This is a genomic window from Bacillus sp. FSL E2-8868 (assembly GCF_038005505.1).
Classification (GTDB): domain Bacteria; phylum Bacillota; class Bacilli; order Bacillales; family Bacillaceae_G; genus Bacillus_A; species Bacillus_A mycoides.
Map to the genome: position 1 here is coordinate 1,418,302 of NZ_JBBOTI010000002.1, position 15,878 is coordinate 1,434,179.

The 15,878-nt window shown below is 35.0% G+C and carries 17 protein-coding genes and 2 pseudogenes; 4 read left to right on the forward strand and 15 right to left on the reverse strand.

Annotated features, from left to right (window positions below; all coding sequences use genetic code 11):
* Nucleotides 1-31: 31 nt before the first annotated feature.
* The 6 genes from NSS74_RS18205 to NSS74_RS18230 all read right to left on the reverse strand — a co-directional run bounded on the left by NSS74_RS18205 (nt 32) and on the right by NSS74_RS18230 (nt 5,599).
* Nucleotides 32-1,057, reverse strand: a complete 1,026-nt coding sequence (locus tag NSS74_RS18205) for an S-layer homology domain-containing protein (RefSeq protein ID WP_033715102.1) — start codon at nt 1,055-1,057, stop codon at nt 32-34.
* Between the two features lie 89 nt (nt 1,058-1,146).
* Complete coding sequence (locus NSS74_RS18210) at nt 1,147-1,398, reverse strand: hypothetical protein (protein WP_002140768.1); 252 nt, start codon at nt 1,396-1,398, stop codon at nt 1,147-1,149.
* 185 nt (nt 1,399-1,583) lie between these two features.
* Nucleotides 1,584-3,116, reverse strand: coding sequence for a fatty acid--CoA ligase family protein (locus NSS74_RS18215; RefSeq protein ID WP_002140765.1), 1,533 nt, complete (start codon nt 3,114-3,116; stop codon nt 1,584-1,586).
* A gap of 177 nt (nt 3,117-3,293) precedes the next feature.
* The gene (locus NSS74_RS18220) at nt 3,294-3,719 is read right to left on the reverse strand and encodes a hypothetical protein (RefSeq protein ID WP_002140761.1); all 426 of its coding nucleotides are present in this window, start codon (nt 3,717-3,719) and stop codon (nt 3,294-3,296) included.
* Nucleotides 3,720-3,865: 146 nt separating this feature from the next.
* Entirely contained in the window at nt 3,866-4,855 is a 990-nt protein-coding gene (locus NSS74_RS18225) for a lipoate--protein ligase (RefSeq protein WP_002030357.1), read from the reverse strand.
* Nucleotides 4,856-4,864: 9 nt separating this feature from the next.
* On the reverse strand, nt 4,865-5,599 hold the full coding sequence (locus NSS74_RS18230) for an MBL fold metallo-hydrolase (RefSeq protein WP_002140760.1): 735 nt from the start codon (nt 5,597-5,599) through the stop codon (nt 4,865-4,867).
* A 203-nt stretch (nt 5,600-5,802) separates the two neighbouring features.
* Between NSS74_RS18230 and yhfH the strand changes: the two genes are divergently transcribed.
* Nucleotides 5,803-5,931, forward strand: coding sequence for a protein YhfH (yhfH, locus tag NSS74_RS18235; protein WP_000567010.1), 129 nt, complete (start codon nt 5,803-5,805; stop codon nt 5,929-5,931).
* Nucleotides 5,932-5,970: 39 nt separating this feature from the next.
* Here yhfH and NSS74_RS18240 read toward each other — a convergent pair whose 3' ends face one another.
* Complete coding sequence (locus NSS74_RS18240; RefSeq protein WP_002087115.1) at nt 5,971-6,984, reverse strand: LacI family DNA-binding transcriptional regulator; 1,014 nt, start codon at nt 6,982-6,984, stop codon at nt 5,971-5,973.
* A 224-nt stretch (nt 6,985-7,208) separates the two neighbouring features.
* Nucleotides 7,209-7,718 (reverse strand): GNAT family N-acetyltransferase, encoded by a 510-nt coding sequence (locus tag NSS74_RS18245; RefSeq protein WP_002140756.1) that lies wholly within the window; start codon nt 7,716-7,718, stop codon nt 7,209-7,211.
* A 149-nt stretch (nt 7,719-7,867) separates the two neighbouring features.
* Here NSS74_RS18245 and NSS74_RS18250 point away from each other — a divergent pair, with 149 nt between their 5' ends.
* Nucleotides 7,868-8,221: a PH domain-containing protein gene (locus NSS74_RS18250; RefSeq protein WP_002140755.1), complete on the forward strand. Its 354-nt coding sequence runs from the start codon at nt 7,868-7,870 to the stop codon at nt 8,219-8,221.
* A 26-nt stretch (nt 8,222-8,247) separates the two neighbouring features.
* Here NSS74_RS18250 and NSS74_RS18255 read toward each other — a convergent pair.
* The 4 genes and pseudogenes from NSS74_RS18255 to NSS74_RS18270 all read right to left on the reverse strand — a co-directional run.
* Nucleotides 8,248-8,349 (reverse strand): annotated as a pseudogene (locus NSS74_RS18255) (DUF2087 domain-containing protein); the annotation flags it as partial.
* A gap of 83 nt (nt 8,350-8,432) precedes the next feature.
* Entirely contained in the window at nt 8,433-9,110 is a 678-nt protein-coding gene (locus tag NSS74_RS18260; RefSeq protein WP_002140754.1) for a Yip1 family protein, read from the reverse strand.
* 24 nt (nt 9,111-9,134) lie between these two features.
* On the reverse strand, nt 9,135-9,437 hold the full coding sequence (locus tag NSS74_RS18265; RefSeq protein ID WP_002140753.1) for a DUF2087 domain-containing protein: 303 nt from the start codon (nt 9,435-9,437) through the stop codon (nt 9,135-9,137).
* A gap of 36 nt (nt 9,438-9,473) precedes the next feature.
* Nucleotides 9,474-9,689, reverse strand: a complete 216-nt coding sequence (locus NSS74_RS18270) for a hypothetical protein (RefSeq protein ID WP_002140751.1) — start codon at nt 9,687-9,689, stop codon at nt 9,474-9,476.
* 143 nt (nt 9,690-9,832) lie between these two features.
* On the opposite strand from NSS74_RS18270, the gene NSS74_RS18275 reads away from it, so the two are divergent.
* On the forward strand, nt 9,833-10,594 hold the full coding sequence (locus tag NSS74_RS18275; protein ID WP_033716315.1) for a hypothetical protein: 762 nt from the start codon (nt 9,833-9,835) through the stop codon (nt 10,592-10,594).
* Between the two features lie 38 nt (nt 10,595-10,632).
* Here NSS74_RS18275 and NSS74_RS18280 read toward each other — a convergent pair.
* Together NSS74_RS18280 and NSS74_RS18285 are read right to left on the reverse strand one after the other, a co-directional pair.
* A pseudogene (locus tag NSS74_RS18280) lies at nt 10,633-13,450 on the reverse strand (YhgE/Pip family protein).
* Between the two features lie 206 nt (nt 13,451-13,656).
* The gene (locus NSS74_RS18285) at nt 13,657-14,229 is read right to left on the reverse strand and encodes a TetR/AcrR family transcriptional regulator (protein WP_000963368.1); all 573 of its coding nucleotides are present in this window, start codon (nt 14,227-14,229) and stop codon (nt 13,657-13,659) included.
* A gap of 326 nt (nt 14,230-14,555) precedes the next feature.
* On the opposite strand from NSS74_RS18285, the gene NSS74_RS18290 reads away from it, so the two are divergent.
* Nucleotides 14,556-15,398: a membrane protein gene (locus tag NSS74_RS18290; protein WP_002140747.1), complete on the forward strand. Its 843-nt coding sequence runs from the start codon at nt 14,556-14,558 to the stop codon at nt 15,396-15,398.
* 162 nt (nt 15,399-15,560) lie between these two features.
* On the opposite strand, the gene NSS74_RS18295 is transcribed toward NSS74_RS18290, so the two are convergent.
* Nucleotides 15,561-15,860 carry a hypothetical protein gene (locus NSS74_RS18295; RefSeq protein ID WP_002140745.1) on the reverse strand — a complete coding sequence of 100 codons (300 nt, stop codon included), beginning with the start codon at nt 15,858-15,860 and terminating at the stop codon, nt 15,561-15,563.
* Nucleotides 15,861-15,878 lie beyond the last annotated feature (18 nt).

Here is a 15,878-nt window from a genome sequence, read left to right on the forward strand (position 1 = left end):
GGAATAGAATCCCACTGATTTTAGTTTCGATTTATTTCTTTAACTTATCTGTCTTCGCAATAAATTGAGCTGCTTCTGCGCGGCTTACCGATTTATCTGGAGCCCATCCATTATCTGTTCCAACTGAAATATTTTCTTGGATTAAAATGTTCGCATACTTCGTACCCCAATGATCTTTTAAATCAGCAAATTCTTTTGGTAGTTTAATATTTTCATTTCTTTCTAATTTATATGCATTCACAAGCATAGAAGCCATTGATGCACGGTTAATTAGCCCGCTCGGATTAAAGTTACCCTTATCGTCACCTTTTACAATGCCAGCTTTTTCAACTGCTGCGATGTATGGTGTAGCCCAATGATTTTGCGCGTCAGAGAACGATGGCTTCGCATCTTTATTAATTTCTAATCCTAAAACAGTAGCTAATATTTTTGCTGCTGAACCACGATCGATATTTTCAGCTGGTGCAAATGTACCATCTGGCTTACCGTGTACTGCCTCTTTGTCTACTAAATATTGAACTGACTCTTGTGCCCAAGTTGGTACATCTGAGAACTTAGATTTCTTTTCAATTGCACTCGCATCGATTTCAAACTGCACTTGATATTTATGGTCATATTTAATTGCTGGAATTAATATGTGCATTTGCATATTATATTTTTTCGAGAACTCATCGATTTCAAATTGAACAACTTTCGTACCATTATTCGCTTTATCTTCAGAAATTACTTTTACATCATGGAATGTCCCTAATTGATTCTGATCTTCTACTCTAAGATACTGGAAATAGCTACTATCTTGCACTGTTAACGTCACAATTTTTTTATCGCCTTGTATTGTTACTTTTGCATTTTTTAAATATGTTGAAGCAACCGATGTTTCATTCGTTTGATCTTTATACGTTTTTAAAATAACGTCATATGTACCATCTGCAAGTTTACTATTTGCTTTCATTTCTACTGCCGCTTCTGCTTTCGCAATCGGTGCCATAATACCACTGAATGGAACTGCTAAAGTTGCTGCTATAACGAACGCATTAACATATTTTTTCTTAATCATTATCAATACGACATCTCCTTTTATATGAATATACCCAACATAACCATAATATTGATAATGATTATCAATGTCAAATAAAATTAATAATACTATTTCCTACATAAGTACGCCTTCCGCTCATTTTTAAAAAGTAAATAATGCGCCGTGTGAACTTTTCTTTCCAAATAATCAATAGAATACGAGCTTGATGGATCAACTAAATCACCTATCGCCCCTGAAAGGTGATCAATTACCTTTTGCAATGTTTCTAAGTTCTTCTTTTCATTCTCCATATTCATTTCATCCATAATGTCACAAATAAGATATTGTACTTTCCGTAAGCGTAATTCCTTCTGCTCCACGTATATCTCCTCCTTATTAGCAATATTACGTTTTAAATATATGGCCTTATAGCTTAACCAATTCTAAAAAATAACGTGAAACTTTAATGAGTAGGAATTTTGTCCATCCAAACTAATCCAGCTTTTTTGGGACAAAAAGATATCCATCTCTATACATGTAGTCATAGTGATGGATATCTTTATTTTTATACTTGCAATGCCTTCTCTCTCAAAGCTCTTCGTAACAACTTACCAGTTGTATTCTTCGGCAATTCTGTTAAAAACTCAATGCTCTTTGGCACTTTGTATTTCGCTAAATGCAGCGTGCAGTAATGCGTAAGCTCCTCTTCTGTTATGTTCGTTTGCTTCAGAACGACGTAAGCTCGCACTGCTTCTCCTAAGTTTTCATCCGGTACACCAATTACGACAACTTCAGCCACAGATTCGTGAGTATATAATACTTCTTCTACTTCACGAGGGTATACGTTATAACCACCAACTAGGACGATATCTTTTTTGCGATCGACGATATAGAAGTAACCTTCTTCATCCATTTTCGCTAAGTCACCTGTATATAGCCAGCCGTCTTTAAGTGTCGCAGCTGTATCTTCTGGCGCATTATAGTAACCCTTCATAACGTTAGGTCCGCGAACAATTAGCTCCCCAACTGCACCGACAGGTACTTCTTCCCCAAGTTCATTCACAATTTTATTTTCTACGTGCCAAATATTTGTACCAATCGAACCTGGTTTACGAGGACGATCTAACGGATTAAAACAAGTAACTGGTGATGCTTCTGATAAGCCGTATCCTTCTGAAACAATCACATCAAAACGTTTTTCAAAGTTTTGCAGAAGGGCAACAGGCATTGACGCACCACCTGAAATACAGAGACGAAGCGTCTTTACATCTTCTGCGCTTGCTTCTTCAAATAAATATAAGTAATTGTACATCGTCGGCACACCTGCAAAAATCGTTGGTTCATACGTACGACAAATACGGAATACTTCTTTCGGACTAAACCTCGGTACCATTAAAATCGTTGCCCCGTTCACAATCGGCGCATTTACTGCAACTGTTAAACAGAACACATGGAACATCGGCAATGCCGCAACGACGCGATCATCCGCAGTATATTGTAAATATGACGCAACATCGCTTGCGTTACTATATAGGTTTTTATGTGTTAACATAGCGCCTTTTGGCTTTCCAGTTGTACCTGAAGTGTATAAAATAACAGCTACATCTTCTTCATCTAGTTCAGGACCTTCGTAAGTTATATCTCCAGTTCCTATAAAACTAGTAAACGTTTTCATTTTTTCCGTTTCTGTATGAGTAAAATCTGATGAGGTTTCGCATATGATGATATTTTCAAGTGAAGGAAGTCTTGTTGTAAGAGATTGTATAACAGGTAGAAGGACGTCGAGTACAATGATTGTTTTTACATCTCCATTTTGTAATATGTAATGTATTTCGTCTGCTGTATAAATTGGATTAATCGGAATGACAGTTGCTCCGGCTTTCATCGTTCCGTATAAACCTACTAAAAAATGTGGTGAATTGCCTACAGCTAATGCGACATTGTCCCCTTTTCCAACGCCCATTTTTGCTAAATTACTAGAAAACCTAGTGACCACTTTGTTTAATTGGTCATAAGAGACCGACTGATCCATAAATATGTACGCCGGTTTATCCCCCTTCTTTTTTGCCGTTTCAGCCAAAGATTGAACGAGATTCACACAAACCCCACCTTTATAAAATTTAGAATATTTAAAAATTCTAAATTAATTATATTAAAAGAAAATTAAAGTAGCAAGTGATATTCCATTAATCGAATATACATAAACCACTTTCTTCCAGAATACTTTAGTAAGATACGAGAATTATATGTGAAAGAAACAGGTACAAACATATAGTTAAACTGTAGCTAAAATCATTGTAGGATAATATGCACTCATCTTTCCCCTAAGTTTTTCACCTTCCTCTTTATTTAAAGCCGTATACTCTCCATACAAATTGAGAGCGTCCGCTCCATTTTCATGCAAGTAGACTGTAACATATAGTGTCGGTAATCCTTTATTGTCTTCATCTATCGACAAGACAACATCTGGCGTTTTACCAACGCTACTAAACGTTTCATTTCTTTTCCATTTCTTATTTTGAAACATAGTTTGTATATCATTTATTTTTTGTTTGTTATTTGTATGCGTATAATATATGACATTATCCTTCGCTGGCTTTCCAATAGACAAAGTCGTACGGTTTGAAGAAGTTTCATCGTTACAAGCTGTCATTCCAATAACGAAGCTGATCAATAATATAAAGTGTATTATCCTTTTCATTTCGATCATCCTCCTTTAATTATATATACTTCCTTTATAATAAAAGAATGTCCTGCTAGTAGATGTTTTTAGGGACGCTTTTAACGGTAAATGAATTCATAATAAAAAAAGCCATCCCAAAAGGTATTTTGGGATGGCTTCTTCTTTTAGAAGAATAAATGCAAGAAATCTTCTGTTGTAATATTACCGAAATAGCGTACGATATCTACGCCTTCTAAAGCTACAGTGAATGCATCTTTATCAAATTGTACGCCTGTTAGACGCTCTTCAATGTCATGAACATCTAGTGATCCGAAGAAGTCACCGTAAATTTTACATTCTGTTACTGTTCCTTTTTTCACTTCAAGACGAACGTCAACTTGTCCAACTGGGAAGCGGTGTGAATGTTGTAAGTTGAACTTCGGAGATTTTCCGTAGTTCCAATCCCAATTTTGGTAGCGCTCTTCAGAAAGTTTATGGATTTCTTTCCAATCATTTTCTGTTAATTCGTACGTTGGAATTTCTGTCTCACCTTCGAAAATTGTTTCTAGAAGAAGTTGTCTAAACTCTTCTGTCGTCATTTTTTCGTTTAAGAACTCTGTAATGTTCGCAACGCGGCTACGGATTGATTTAATGCCTTTTGATTGAATCTTATCCATTTTCACTTTAAGTGCTGATACGACGTGATCGATTTCAGAGTCAAATAGTAACGTACCATGACTGAACATACGACCTTTCGTTGAGAACTGCGCGTTACCTGAAATTTTTCTACCTTCAGCTAAAATGTCGTTACGACCACTTAGTTCTGCATTTACGCCTAATTTACCAAGCGCTTTCGTTACAGGTTCTGTGAATTTTTTAAAGTTGCTGAAACTATCTCCATCATCTTTCGTAATAAAGCTGAAGTTTAAGTTTCCTAAATCATGATATACTGCGCCTCCGCCTGATAGACGACGAACGACATGAATTCCTTGTTCTTTTACGTAATCTGCATTAATTTCTTCTACTGTGTTTTGGTTTTTACCAATGATAATCGAAGGTTTGTTAATGTAGAACAGTAAATATGTTTCGTTAATATCTAAATTCTTCACACAATATTCTTCAATCGCTAAGTTTATTCTAGGATCTGTAATCCCTTTATTATCAATAAATAACATCGTATCACCTCATGAATTCCATACGTAGCCACTATGCGCTAGCGTAATATGGCCACTGAAAATTTGTTTTGCTTCTGTTACTAAATCAGATGGGTTGCCTGTATGCGGTAAGTGCGTTAATAAAAGTTCTTTTACATTTGCATCTTTCGCAATACTTGCTACTTCTGTACTATTCATATGCCCTGCTTTTGCAGCCTCTTGATGTGCATACATATTACATTCACAAATGAAAAGATCAGCATCTTTTGTGAACGGAATAAATTCAGGAATATAACTTGAATCTGCACTGTATACAACAACATCATCGCCAGCTATAATACGCATCGCAAAGCATGTAACAGGATGAACAGTTTTTAAGAATGAAATGGAGAACGGTCCAATTTGAAGTGTTTCTTCTGGATTGTACGCGATTCCTTTCGTATGCGGTTCATGCGTTAAAGAATGGAATCCATTCTCATCAAACGAATGACCGTATATTGGTAACTCCGGTAGTTGTCCTTTTGTCACACTCGTAATTAATCTTGCATATTGCAATACCCCAATGTCTGCAACATGATCGTGATGATAATGCGACAGTACAACTGCATCTATATGAGATGGTGTTATATATTTTTGAAGCTGTGCTAGTACACCACTGCCACAGTCTACAAGTAAACGAAAACCATCGTGTTCAAACAAATACCCCGACGTTGCTTCTCCCGCTTCTGGAAAGCCGCCCCAAAAGCCGACAACAGTCATCTTCATATGTATCCATCCTTTCTAAAACCGCGTAGGAATGCCGTTTTTTTCCGTACTTGAGAAAGTCTTTTACTTACATCCTACATTGTTAACTATAATCCATTTCCTAAACTTTTTCATTAATTTTCACTTTTGTTATAAAACAGTTGTTGACTTTTATTATTTGTACTAATACAATGATAGTAAGAAATGGAAATGGAGGGATTGACATGATCGATCAACCAATGGAGTTTTTCCGAAATTTACCGACGAAAACTTGTGCTCATTGCGGGAAGGAAATTGATGAGCAGCACGAAGCATACCATAACAAATGTGACGATTGCGTTCACGAAGAATAGTAGTTTGTAAACATAAAAAAACCTAGCAGACATAGTCTACTAGGCTAATAACATCGTATCCTTCATCGTTGAACCTTTCACCAAGAGCTCCAGTTCAAACTCATACAATTCTTTTTGTCGATAATTTTTCGTATGGATTTTATCCATCATTAAGTCGACAACTTTTCGGGCCATCTCGTCGATTGGTTGTTCAATTGTCGTAATACCTGGCTCTGTAATCTGCGCCAAAATTTGATTATCAAAACCGATCACAGCGAGATCTTCTGGAATACTCCAACCATGGCGTTTCGCCTCTGAGATAATTCCAGCTGCAACCTCGTCGCCTCCTGCCAAAATCGCGGTAGGATTTTTTTTGTCCTTTAATACTTCATTGAATATTCGTTTTCCATCATCCCAAGAGAAAGCGTTTTCAAGAAAATCGATCGCTTCCACTTCTCTACTCTTTTCAGTAATAGCGCGTAAAAAGCCCATTTTTCGCTGTTGGCTCACTACTTTCGTTTCGTTGCCACGGCAAAAAATCAGATTACGATATCCTTGTTCTAATACATGATTGGCAGCTATGTATGCACCCTGTGCATGATCGAACTTCACTGTTGGAACATTTGCTTCCTCAATATATTCATTACATAACACGATTGGACCGTGTTGCAAGTATGGCTCCACATTCTCCCACGGATTTTCTAGTGAACATAGAATAATCCCATCTACTTGTTTCGTAGATAATAATTGTAAATACTCCATCTCTTTTTCCGGTAAATATCTTGTTTGACAAATAATCAGTTTATATTTATGTTCAGAAGCAGCAATCTCGATTGCTTCAATAAATCTACTAAAAAAAGGATTTGTAATCCTTGGAACAAGCACCGCAATTGTTTCTGTTTTTTGTTTACGAAGCCTTCTCGCCGCAGAATTAGGAACGAAGCCTAAATGCTTCATTGCTAATTGAACCCTTTTCTTCTTCTCATCTGAAACATATGGATGATTATTGATCACCCTAGAAACCGTTGTCCTTGATAACCCCGCTAATTTCGCCACGTCCTCGATAGTCGACACGAAATTTCCCCCTTTGCATGAAAACGTTTTCTTATCCTGATTATATAGTATATTATTGGAAACTGCAATATAGGTTCTTATGATTTTACTATATTAATATTATACATAGGGAAAAGTCTGTTAATGGCAGGGAATTACACACTACTTTTAGAATTTCACAATATGCATATGAAAAAAGATGTACATACCATAACGCATATACACCTTCTTAATTAATAAGAATTCTATTCAATATAAAAACCCATCAATACGTCGTCTCCATATGATCCATCTTCATATTTAATTTGCTTTCTTTGCCTTCCTTCTTCTACAAAGCCAGTTCGTTTATACACTTTAATTGCCCTATCATTAATAGAAACTACACCTAAGCAAATTTTCTCTAAACCTTTCTGCCCTTTAGCCCAGCTAATAAGAAATTCAATTAGCTTCGTACCAATGCCTTGATTACAGTACGCCTCTCTAATCCCCATTCCCATTGTGCCTGCATGTCGTAACCGTTCTAGTTCATATCGTTTAAAAACCAGAAAGCCAACCACCTTACTATCTACCTCGTAAACTATATAAAGGTTGCCTTTTTCACTACTTGTCTGTATCTTTTCTCTTTCTGAATCAATATCATTTGGTAATTTATTTGGAGATGATATAAAAAACTTTGTAGTAGTTTCTGATAATATAATTTCTTTTCTAATATCCATAATTGATTCCGCATCAACCTCTTTTGCTAATCGTATCACTGAATCACCTCGTACCTTTTTCTTTTAAAAATAATATTGGAACTATCAAACTAAGAATCTCTAAAACGCTCAATATGCAACATTACATATTGAGAATCTTTTCACTTTTGATACAATATCCTTACATCTATATAAAAGGAATGTATACAATGAATCCAATTTTAACAGCCGCAAAACAACTACTACATAAAGAAGAAAAGATTTTATCTACTTTAAAATGTTCACTTACTGACTATATAAATACGCATAAAGTCCCATATCCAGGCATGCTACTTGCTACTAATAGAAGACTTCTCTTTTTTAGCCAATATAAAAATACATTAATTGCCGAATTTGAGTATGAAAAAATTGTATCTATAGAAACGAAGAGAAGAATTTTTGACAAAAAAATAATATTTTATTATGAAGATGAATATATAACGGTGGGATACATTACAAGTTCAAATATTGAAGAGTTCATAGACTTACTACAGAGAAAATGCAAAACTAGCACGGATTCATAATCAGTGGGGATCCCCCCGCTGATTCGTTATTTTAACTCTTCCCACTTCTTCCATACTTCTCTCCCGTTTATTTGGTACATATTATCCTCTCGATCCATAAACCCATGCACGATAAAGTGAAACTTTAATCAGTGGGGATTTTATTCATCCCCCACTGATTATTAGCCCTCACCAATCGGGCTTTTACGGGCAGCCCGACTCCCACCTATCCTTACGGTTTAGCTATTTCCTGCATAAACCCAGCCATGCTCGCTAATAAACTAGTGAAAACGAAAAGTACAATAATAAGAGGGATAAGTTTGTCTTTATTTAAATTCGTTATCGTTTTTAAACCTATTCCTAATAAAACGTAATACCAAATGTTAAATATATCTATTCTTTGAGCAATTGTATGCAAGATCATATTATCTGTCGCTATTGCACCTAAACCTGTATAAGATATCTCATATCCACTTAGAGAAAATGCAATTAATCCGTTTAAAATCATCCCTATCCTTAATACAAACGAAGCATAAATAATTACCGGGAATGTTTCTTTATAGTTAATATCAACTCCAAAAAAAATCATAATGTTCTTATAGAATATAGGTGCAAAAAGTATAGCTACGATTCCACTGACTGCTGAAAATCCAAATGTAGTAAAGAAAGTTATGTATTTCGGAACAGCAAATCCCGTTTTATCATGAAACATACTGAGTGCAGGATTGTTTAAAGCATTCCAAGACATTAAAGCACTTGAAATTATAATAAGTACCATTAAAAGAGCTAATGGAAATAATATATTTCTTTGATTCTTCATCCTTTTGAATTGTAGTGTTGGCGAAGTGAATATCCCAAAAATCGATGGTTTTCCAGAAATCTCTTCATGTATAAGACTACTAACTTGCAAGAAAATCCCCCTTCCTCATTATATTTATAACTCCTCCCACTTCGTCCAAACTTCTCTCCCGTTTATATGGTACATATTATCCTCTCGATCCATAAATCCATGCACAATAAACTCACGTCTAATCGTACAAAAATCATCGTGATATTGTTTTATAAATGTATTAATTTCTTTTTCCGTATATTGATTTTCAGCGTTTAACTTGCTAATTAAATGCTCCAACAATACTAGTTTTTTCTTCTTTTGACCTGGAATCGATTTTAGGTGGTCCTCTTTATCGAAAAAATTACGAATCATCGTATCACGAAATTTCATTTCACTTTCAGTCATTTTGTTGTCCTCCATCAGTTTTTATGTAATAAAACTTTATTGTTTGCCCTTACTATTCTTCTTCATTCTTTTACTTACAACATCCATAAAGTAATACCCACTAATTAGCACATAGTAAACTAAAAGTATTCCTAGTGCATCTTTCATATTTGTATATTTTTCTTTATGAAACAAGATAGGTGAAAGGGCGTAAACAAGAAAGATGATTAGCGGATTTACGATAAAATAATAAGTAAGATTTCCTTTCATCATATCAACTCCTCTATTCTAGTTTTCTCTGTAAATTGTTGTAATTCCTTTTCACTTTTACTCCTCTCATCCACACTTTTTTAATTTATTTATCACCCTTATATTTGTAACTTATTATTCAAATTAACAATTCTATATGGTGAATTATGTTACAATCCATTTATACATACTTTGGAGGGTACATAGTGAAAAAAGCTATTATAGTATTAAGCATCCTATATCTTATTTTAACTGTACATACAGGAGCTGTTCTTTTAGGAAAAAAAGATTATAGAAGTGCTATCAATACATTACAAGAAACGAAAGAAGTCTCTTCTTTTCAATCTGCAAAAGATGGTGTAATTTTATTAAAAGGGACGTTAACTACTGCGCAACCTATTACAGAAGAAAAACTTCAAAATAAAGAATTCGCACTCCTTGAAATTAATACGTATAAACATCGAAAGGCAAATTGGATAAACATTGATACTGAGCAGCATATTGCAAAGCAACTCTTATTAAACAATGAGACTCTTCCTGCATTAAAAGAAATCCGTTTTTCAATGGAGCCAATTACACTGTTAGGAAAAGATATTTCCACCGAAGATTACTCACTAAAAAAGGATGATACTCAATTAACAATTAAAGGTAAGGGATACCGATATACAGGAATAGAAAACAAATCAGATACTCTTATTTTTGGTATAAAAAAAGGAGATACACTTGAAGGGTATAGTGGCTCAGAAATTCTAATAGGAAAAACAAAAGAGGACATTGCCAGTAACATGAAACTATATACTTTTGCTGAAAGATATGGTCCATTTGTTTGGATTGTAGCTACTATTATCCTTATAAGTATTGGTATATACTTGTTCCGTAAAAATAGAAAAACAAATAAAATTTCTCATCCAATAAAACAAGACCAATAAAAAAGGCACCATCTCGGTGCCTTTTTTATATTTCTAATTTACGCTTCAATCGATTGATTTTCAGCAATATTTTTAAATTGTCGTTTGTGCATCCACGTTAATGAAGCAATTGTTCCAAGTGATAATACAACGATAAAGATCATGAGTATCCCAATATTTTGCCACATGAAGTTAAAGTCTCCGCTTGATACGACTGCTTTCAATCCTGATACAGAATATGTCATCGGTAACCAAGCATTAAATGGTTGTAAATACTTCGGAATCAACTCTAGCGGGAATGTTCCAGCACTTGTTGTAAGCTGAATAATTAATGTGATGATTGCGATGAAACGCCCTGCATCACCGAATGCTGTTACTAAACATTGAATTAATGAAATAAACGCTAAGCTCGTAACAATACTAAAGAGTATAAAGTATGGAATACTTTGTACTTCTACACCTAACCAGAACAGTAATATGACATCTGCTACTATTGCTTGAATAATACCGACTGATAGTAAAACACCAAACTTACTAATAAACCAGCTGAATCCTGATTTCGGAACGCCGACTGTATCGCGTAATGGGTATACGATAGATAATAGTAATGCCCCAACGAATAAACCGAGTGATAAGAAATACGGTGTGAATCCTGTTCCGTAGTTTGGAACTTCCGCCATTTTCTCCGTCTTCACTTTTACAGGGCTTGCAAACATATCATACGTTTTATCCGTTCCTTTTACTTCTCCTGTTTTTTCTGCACCTTCACCAAGTTTCTCAGCCAGTGTACCTGATCCATCATTTACCTTTACGAGCCCATCTGTCACTTTTCCAGAGCCGTCTGCTAGTTTATTTACTCCGTCGATTAGCTGGGTTGAGCCAGTTGACATTTTATTTAGTCCACCATTTAGAGTACCTAAGCCAGTTGTTACTTGACCCGATCCATCCGCTAATTGCGTTATTCCGCCTGTCATTTGACTTGCTCCTACCGATAATGTGCCTAAACCGCCTGTTACTTGGTTTGATCCATCTGCCAATTGATTTATTCCGCCTGACATTTGATTTGCTCCTGCAGATAATGTACCTAAACCGCCTGTTACTTGACTTGAACCGTCCACTAATTGGGTTACTCCACCTGACATTTGGTTGGCTCCTACCGATAATTGACCTAATCCTGCTGTCACCTTTCCAGATCCACTTTGTAATTGAGTTACTCCATCAATTAGTTGACCTGATCCGTCTTTTAGTTTATCGGCACCTATTTTCACATTAGCTAAACCTTCACCAAATCCATGAAACTTACTAACAAATTTGGTTTGTTCGTTCGTTAGTTTCTCAATACCCTCCGTTAAATTCTTCACCTCTGCTGGATTTGGTAGTTTATTTTGCAATCCACTTGTTGTTTGATGTATTTCACCTTTTAATTGTTTTACTTCTTCATTTAATTTGTTTGTTCCACCTGCTACTCCGGCAGCTTTCTGCTGAACTGTCGCTGTACTTTTTGCCGCATTTGCTATAAATGGTTGTAACTGCTCTTGATATTCTTTTGGTAAACTTTCAATTTGCTTTTGCAAATTAGCAACATCTTGCGCTGCAGTTGTTGCATCCCCTGCTGTTGATTGAGTAAATTCATTTAACTGATTTACGTTTTCTTCAGCCCCAGTCATTTTCTCATTTACTGTATTTAATATAGAAGGAATATTCGACTGCGCTTTCTCTAGGCCTGCAACAGAATTTTGTACTTTACTATTTAACTCCTGCAAACCTGTTTGAATCTCTTGGGACCCTTTTTCTAATTCACTTTGTCCTCCAACAAGTTGTTCCATACCATTTGATAGTTCAGTTGTTCCTGTTTTTAATTCATCTGATTTACTTACCAATTTGTTCAAACCACCGGTCACGTTCTCCGATCCACCTTGTAATTCATCAATTCCTTTTTGCATTTCACCTGTTTTACTATTTAACGTATTTAAACCTGCTGTCACCTTTCCGGATCCATCTTGTAATTTCCCTATACCAGTCTGCATTTCACCTGTTTTGCTACTTAACGTATTTAAACCATCTGTTACTTTTCCAGACCCATCTTGTAATTTACCTATACCTGTCTGCATTTCACCTGTTTTGCTATTTAACGTATTTAAACCATCTGTTACTTTTCCGGACCCATCTTGTAATTTATTAGATCCATCTGCTAATTTCTGAACCCCATCCTTCATCTCTCCAGATTTCCCTTGCAGTGTGTACAAGCCATCCGTCACTTTTCCGGAACCTTCATGCAACTCACTAGCTCCATCATGTAACTTATTTGCTCCTTCCGCTCCATCTGCTTGCTAATCCTTTTGAGACGTCTTTAATGGAATCAAACATTTTCTCTGCATATGTTTTCGTTAACGTACTTGATACTTCACCTTTAATTTTTTCAATGGCTGTTCCGCCAATTTGTGAAGATAAGAAGTTTAAACTTTCATTTGGAATGTATTCTAAGTTTAATGGTTTCGGATCGTCTTTTAATAACGTTGTAGCGTTACTTGAGAAGTCATCTGGAATACGTACTAACATGTAATACTTTCTGCCTTCCATTCCCTCTTTCGCTTCTTTTTCACTTACAAATTCCCATTTAAAACTTTTATTATCTTTTAAGTTATCAACGAGCCCTTTCCCGACCTCAATTGGTTTCCCATCAAGTTCTGCACCTTTATCTAAATTGACTACCGCAACTGGCAAGTCATCTAGCTGTTCATACGGATCCCAAAAGGCCCATAAAAACATACCCGCATATAAAATCGGTACAAATAAAACCGCAATGATTGGGATTAATATTTTTTTACTTTTTATAATCTCTGCAAATTCTTTACTAAGCAACTTATGCCATTTCATAATTTATCCCCCTTTTAAAAATGACCAAAATGTATTTTTAGTCATTTTTACCCAAATAAAAAGGCTATATCTGTTCATACATATGCCTTATCCCCGAATTTATACTATGCACATTTTCATCTACATGATTATATTTAACCATCCTCCTTATACGATTGACCAATTTGTTCAATTAGTCATTTTTTTATAATATTAAAAGGATTATCTTAATTTGACAATCCTTTTAGTAAATAAAGTTCGAATAATTCTGATATTTTTTCTTTTTCTAACGGTTCATGATTTTTTTCCCAATCAAAAATAAGCGATACGTATAGGCGAAGCATAATAAACGCTGTAATTTCTGGATCACATTTGCTGATTTCACCCTTTTCAATCGCAATTTCTAAATACGATTGAATAACAGAAACGATTTCCACATCTACTTGTTGCATCACTTCTTGTACTTCTTTCGTTCCCATATCACGCTCTTCTTGAATTAGTTTAATCATGAGCTGATGTTCTTTTCTAAATTCTAATATGCTATATAATGCTCTATGTACATTTTCAAAAAATGAAATATCTGAACGAATTGCATTTTCTGCAACTTGCTTCATTTCTGTAATTAAATTAGAAATAATTTCACCAAATAGCTCTTCTTTATTTTTGAAAAAAGTATAAATCGTTCCTTTTCCTACATTCGCTAACTTCGCTACTTGATCCATCGTTGTTGCTTTATAACCGAACGCTGAAAAAGACTTTGTTGCAGCTTCAATAATAGAACGTTTTCGATCTATCGCCACATCTTCACCTCCAAAAATGACCAATTGGATAATATAGTCAATCAGTACATCTTTGATATTACCACACGCTTACATTCTATACAAGTTCTCTTTTTTATTATTTCCAGTATAAAAAAATTCCAGTCAAGTTATATAATACTGTCATAGTGTATCAGAAGAAAAGAGAAAAAGAAAAGGTGTTCTTAAGATATATGATTAAACCTTACTTAACGACAACGAAATTCCCTTTTTTCAAATAATCAAATAAAAAAACAAGAAAATCTTTACATTTAATAGTAATATAGAAAATAGACAAGTTTATCAAAATAGTGGAGGCTTTTTCAGTCATGATGCGTGCGCTTCGTTTAAATATAAGGCAAGCTTTTTGTAATCGTGTTTCTTTAATTATTATGTTTAGTGGATTAGCTCTTATTTCTATTTATCATTATTATTATGTAATTCGTTATTTAGGAGACGCAACGAATGGGGCTATAGCAACTGCTTTTAAATGGATCGGGTTTCGTAATAATGAAATGGAGATTTATTTATTATTAATGCCTGTTATTGCAAGTTTACCATTTAGTACGAGTTATAATTCCGATAAATCCGATGGTTTCAAAACTTTTATAAGTAAGGAAATTTCCCTATTCTCGTATTCCTTTACAAAGTATATCGTTACATTTTTCTGCGGGGGATTTCTTTATACTTTACCGTTCATTCTTTCTTTATTACTTTGCAAATTAACACTTCCAAATGGAGATCCAACCGTCGGTACTAGCATGATAAATGGCAACGGAATGTTCGCAGAGTTATATTTCTCTTCTCCCATCACTTATATTTATCTATATATTGGGATTAATTTTTTATTCGCTGGTTTAATGGCCCTCTTAGGTTTAGCAGCGTCCACATGGTCACAAAAGGATTATATGGCACTTCTATTCCCATTGGCAGTTACTTCCATTCCCTTCGTCCTGCTAAATACAATATTCCCTACAATAGGCGGAGCACCTATTCACTTATATGATCCAAAACAACCATTACACGGGATGTCACCATACATTTTACAATGTACATTTTTCTTCCTTGTCAGCTTATTTATGTACATAAAAGGATTACAACGGGACAAAAAAAGATATATGAGAAGACTTCAAAAACGAGATCGATGTAGAAAGGCTTTTCAGCCATTATAAAGTGAAGGCTAATAATCAGTGGGGGCTTTACGGGCAGTTATCTCCCGCCTAACTTCTTTGCTCCAACTGAATTTTGAGGTGGGAGTTTTACTGCCCGGCGAATAGCGGGATAAAAACCTAATTTCCTCACGTTATCTTGGAAATTAGGTTTTTTTTATTCATTTACGGCGTACCAGCCAATCCCCATAAAATAACAACAGTCGCAAAATAAATTGCTTTAATACCTACAACTGAACATAATAAAATAATTGCATATTTACTTAATTCTCTTCTTGCACCGATTAAAGTAAAAATAACCGCCAAACTAAACGTTATATAGGAAGTTGCGGTATTTATTAAGTAATACATACTATCTAGATTCTGTGTAAGCCCTGTTATATCAGCTACAAACTGAAGCATGACGATCATGCTAAAAAAAATTGCAAGCTGATTCATTAATTTCCCGTTTATTCGGGCTACCATATGTCTACACCTCCTCGT

What these genes read in the sequence shown, in the direction of transcription:
- NSS74_RS18205 (WP_033715102.1), bottom strand. Translation starts at nt 1,057, where the DNA reads ATGATTAAGAAAAAATATGTTAATGCGTTCGTTATAGCAGCAACTTTA.
- NSS74_RS18220 (WP_002140761.1), bottom strand. Translation starts at nt 3,719, where the DNA reads ATGAAAAGGATAATACACTTTATATTATTGATCAGCTTCGTTATTGGA.
- NSS74_RS18225 (WP_002030357.1), bottom strand. Translation starts at nt 4,855, where the DNA reads ATGTTATTTATTGATAATAAAGGGATTACAGATCCTAGAATAAACTTA.
- NSS74_RS18230 (WP_002140760.1), bottom strand. Translation starts at nt 5,599, where the DNA reads ATGAAGATGACTGTTGTCGGCTTTTGGGGCGGCTTTCCAGAAGCGGGA.
- yhfH (WP_000567010.1), top strand. Translation starts at nt 5,803, where the DNA reads ATGATCGATCAACCAATGGAGTTTTTCCGAAATTTACCGACGAAAACT.
- NSS74_RS18250 (WP_002140755.1), top strand. Translation starts at nt 7,868, where the DNA reads ATGAATCCAATTTTAACAGCCGCAAAACAACTACTACATAAAGAAGAA.
- NSS74_RS18265 (WP_002140753.1), bottom strand. Translation starts at nt 9,437, where the DNA reads ATGACTGAAAGTGAAATGAAATTTCGTGATACGATGATTCGTAATTTT.
- NSS74_RS18270 (WP_002140751.1), bottom strand. Translation starts at nt 9,689, where the DNA reads ATGATGAAAGGAAATCTTACTTATTATTTTATCGTAAATCCGCTAATC.
- NSS74_RS18275 (WP_033716315.1), top strand. Translation starts at nt 9,833, where the DNA reads ATGTTACAATCCATTTATACATACTTTGGAGGGTACATAGTGAAAAAA.
- NSS74_RS18290 (WP_002140747.1), top strand. Translation starts at nt 14,556, where the DNA reads ATGATGCGTGCGCTTCGTTTAAATATAAGGCAAGCTTTTTGTAATCGT.
- NSS74_RS18295 (WP_002140745.1), bottom strand. Translation starts at nt 15,860, where the DNA reads ATGGTAGCCCGAATAAACGGGAAATTAATGAATCAGCTTGCAATTTTT.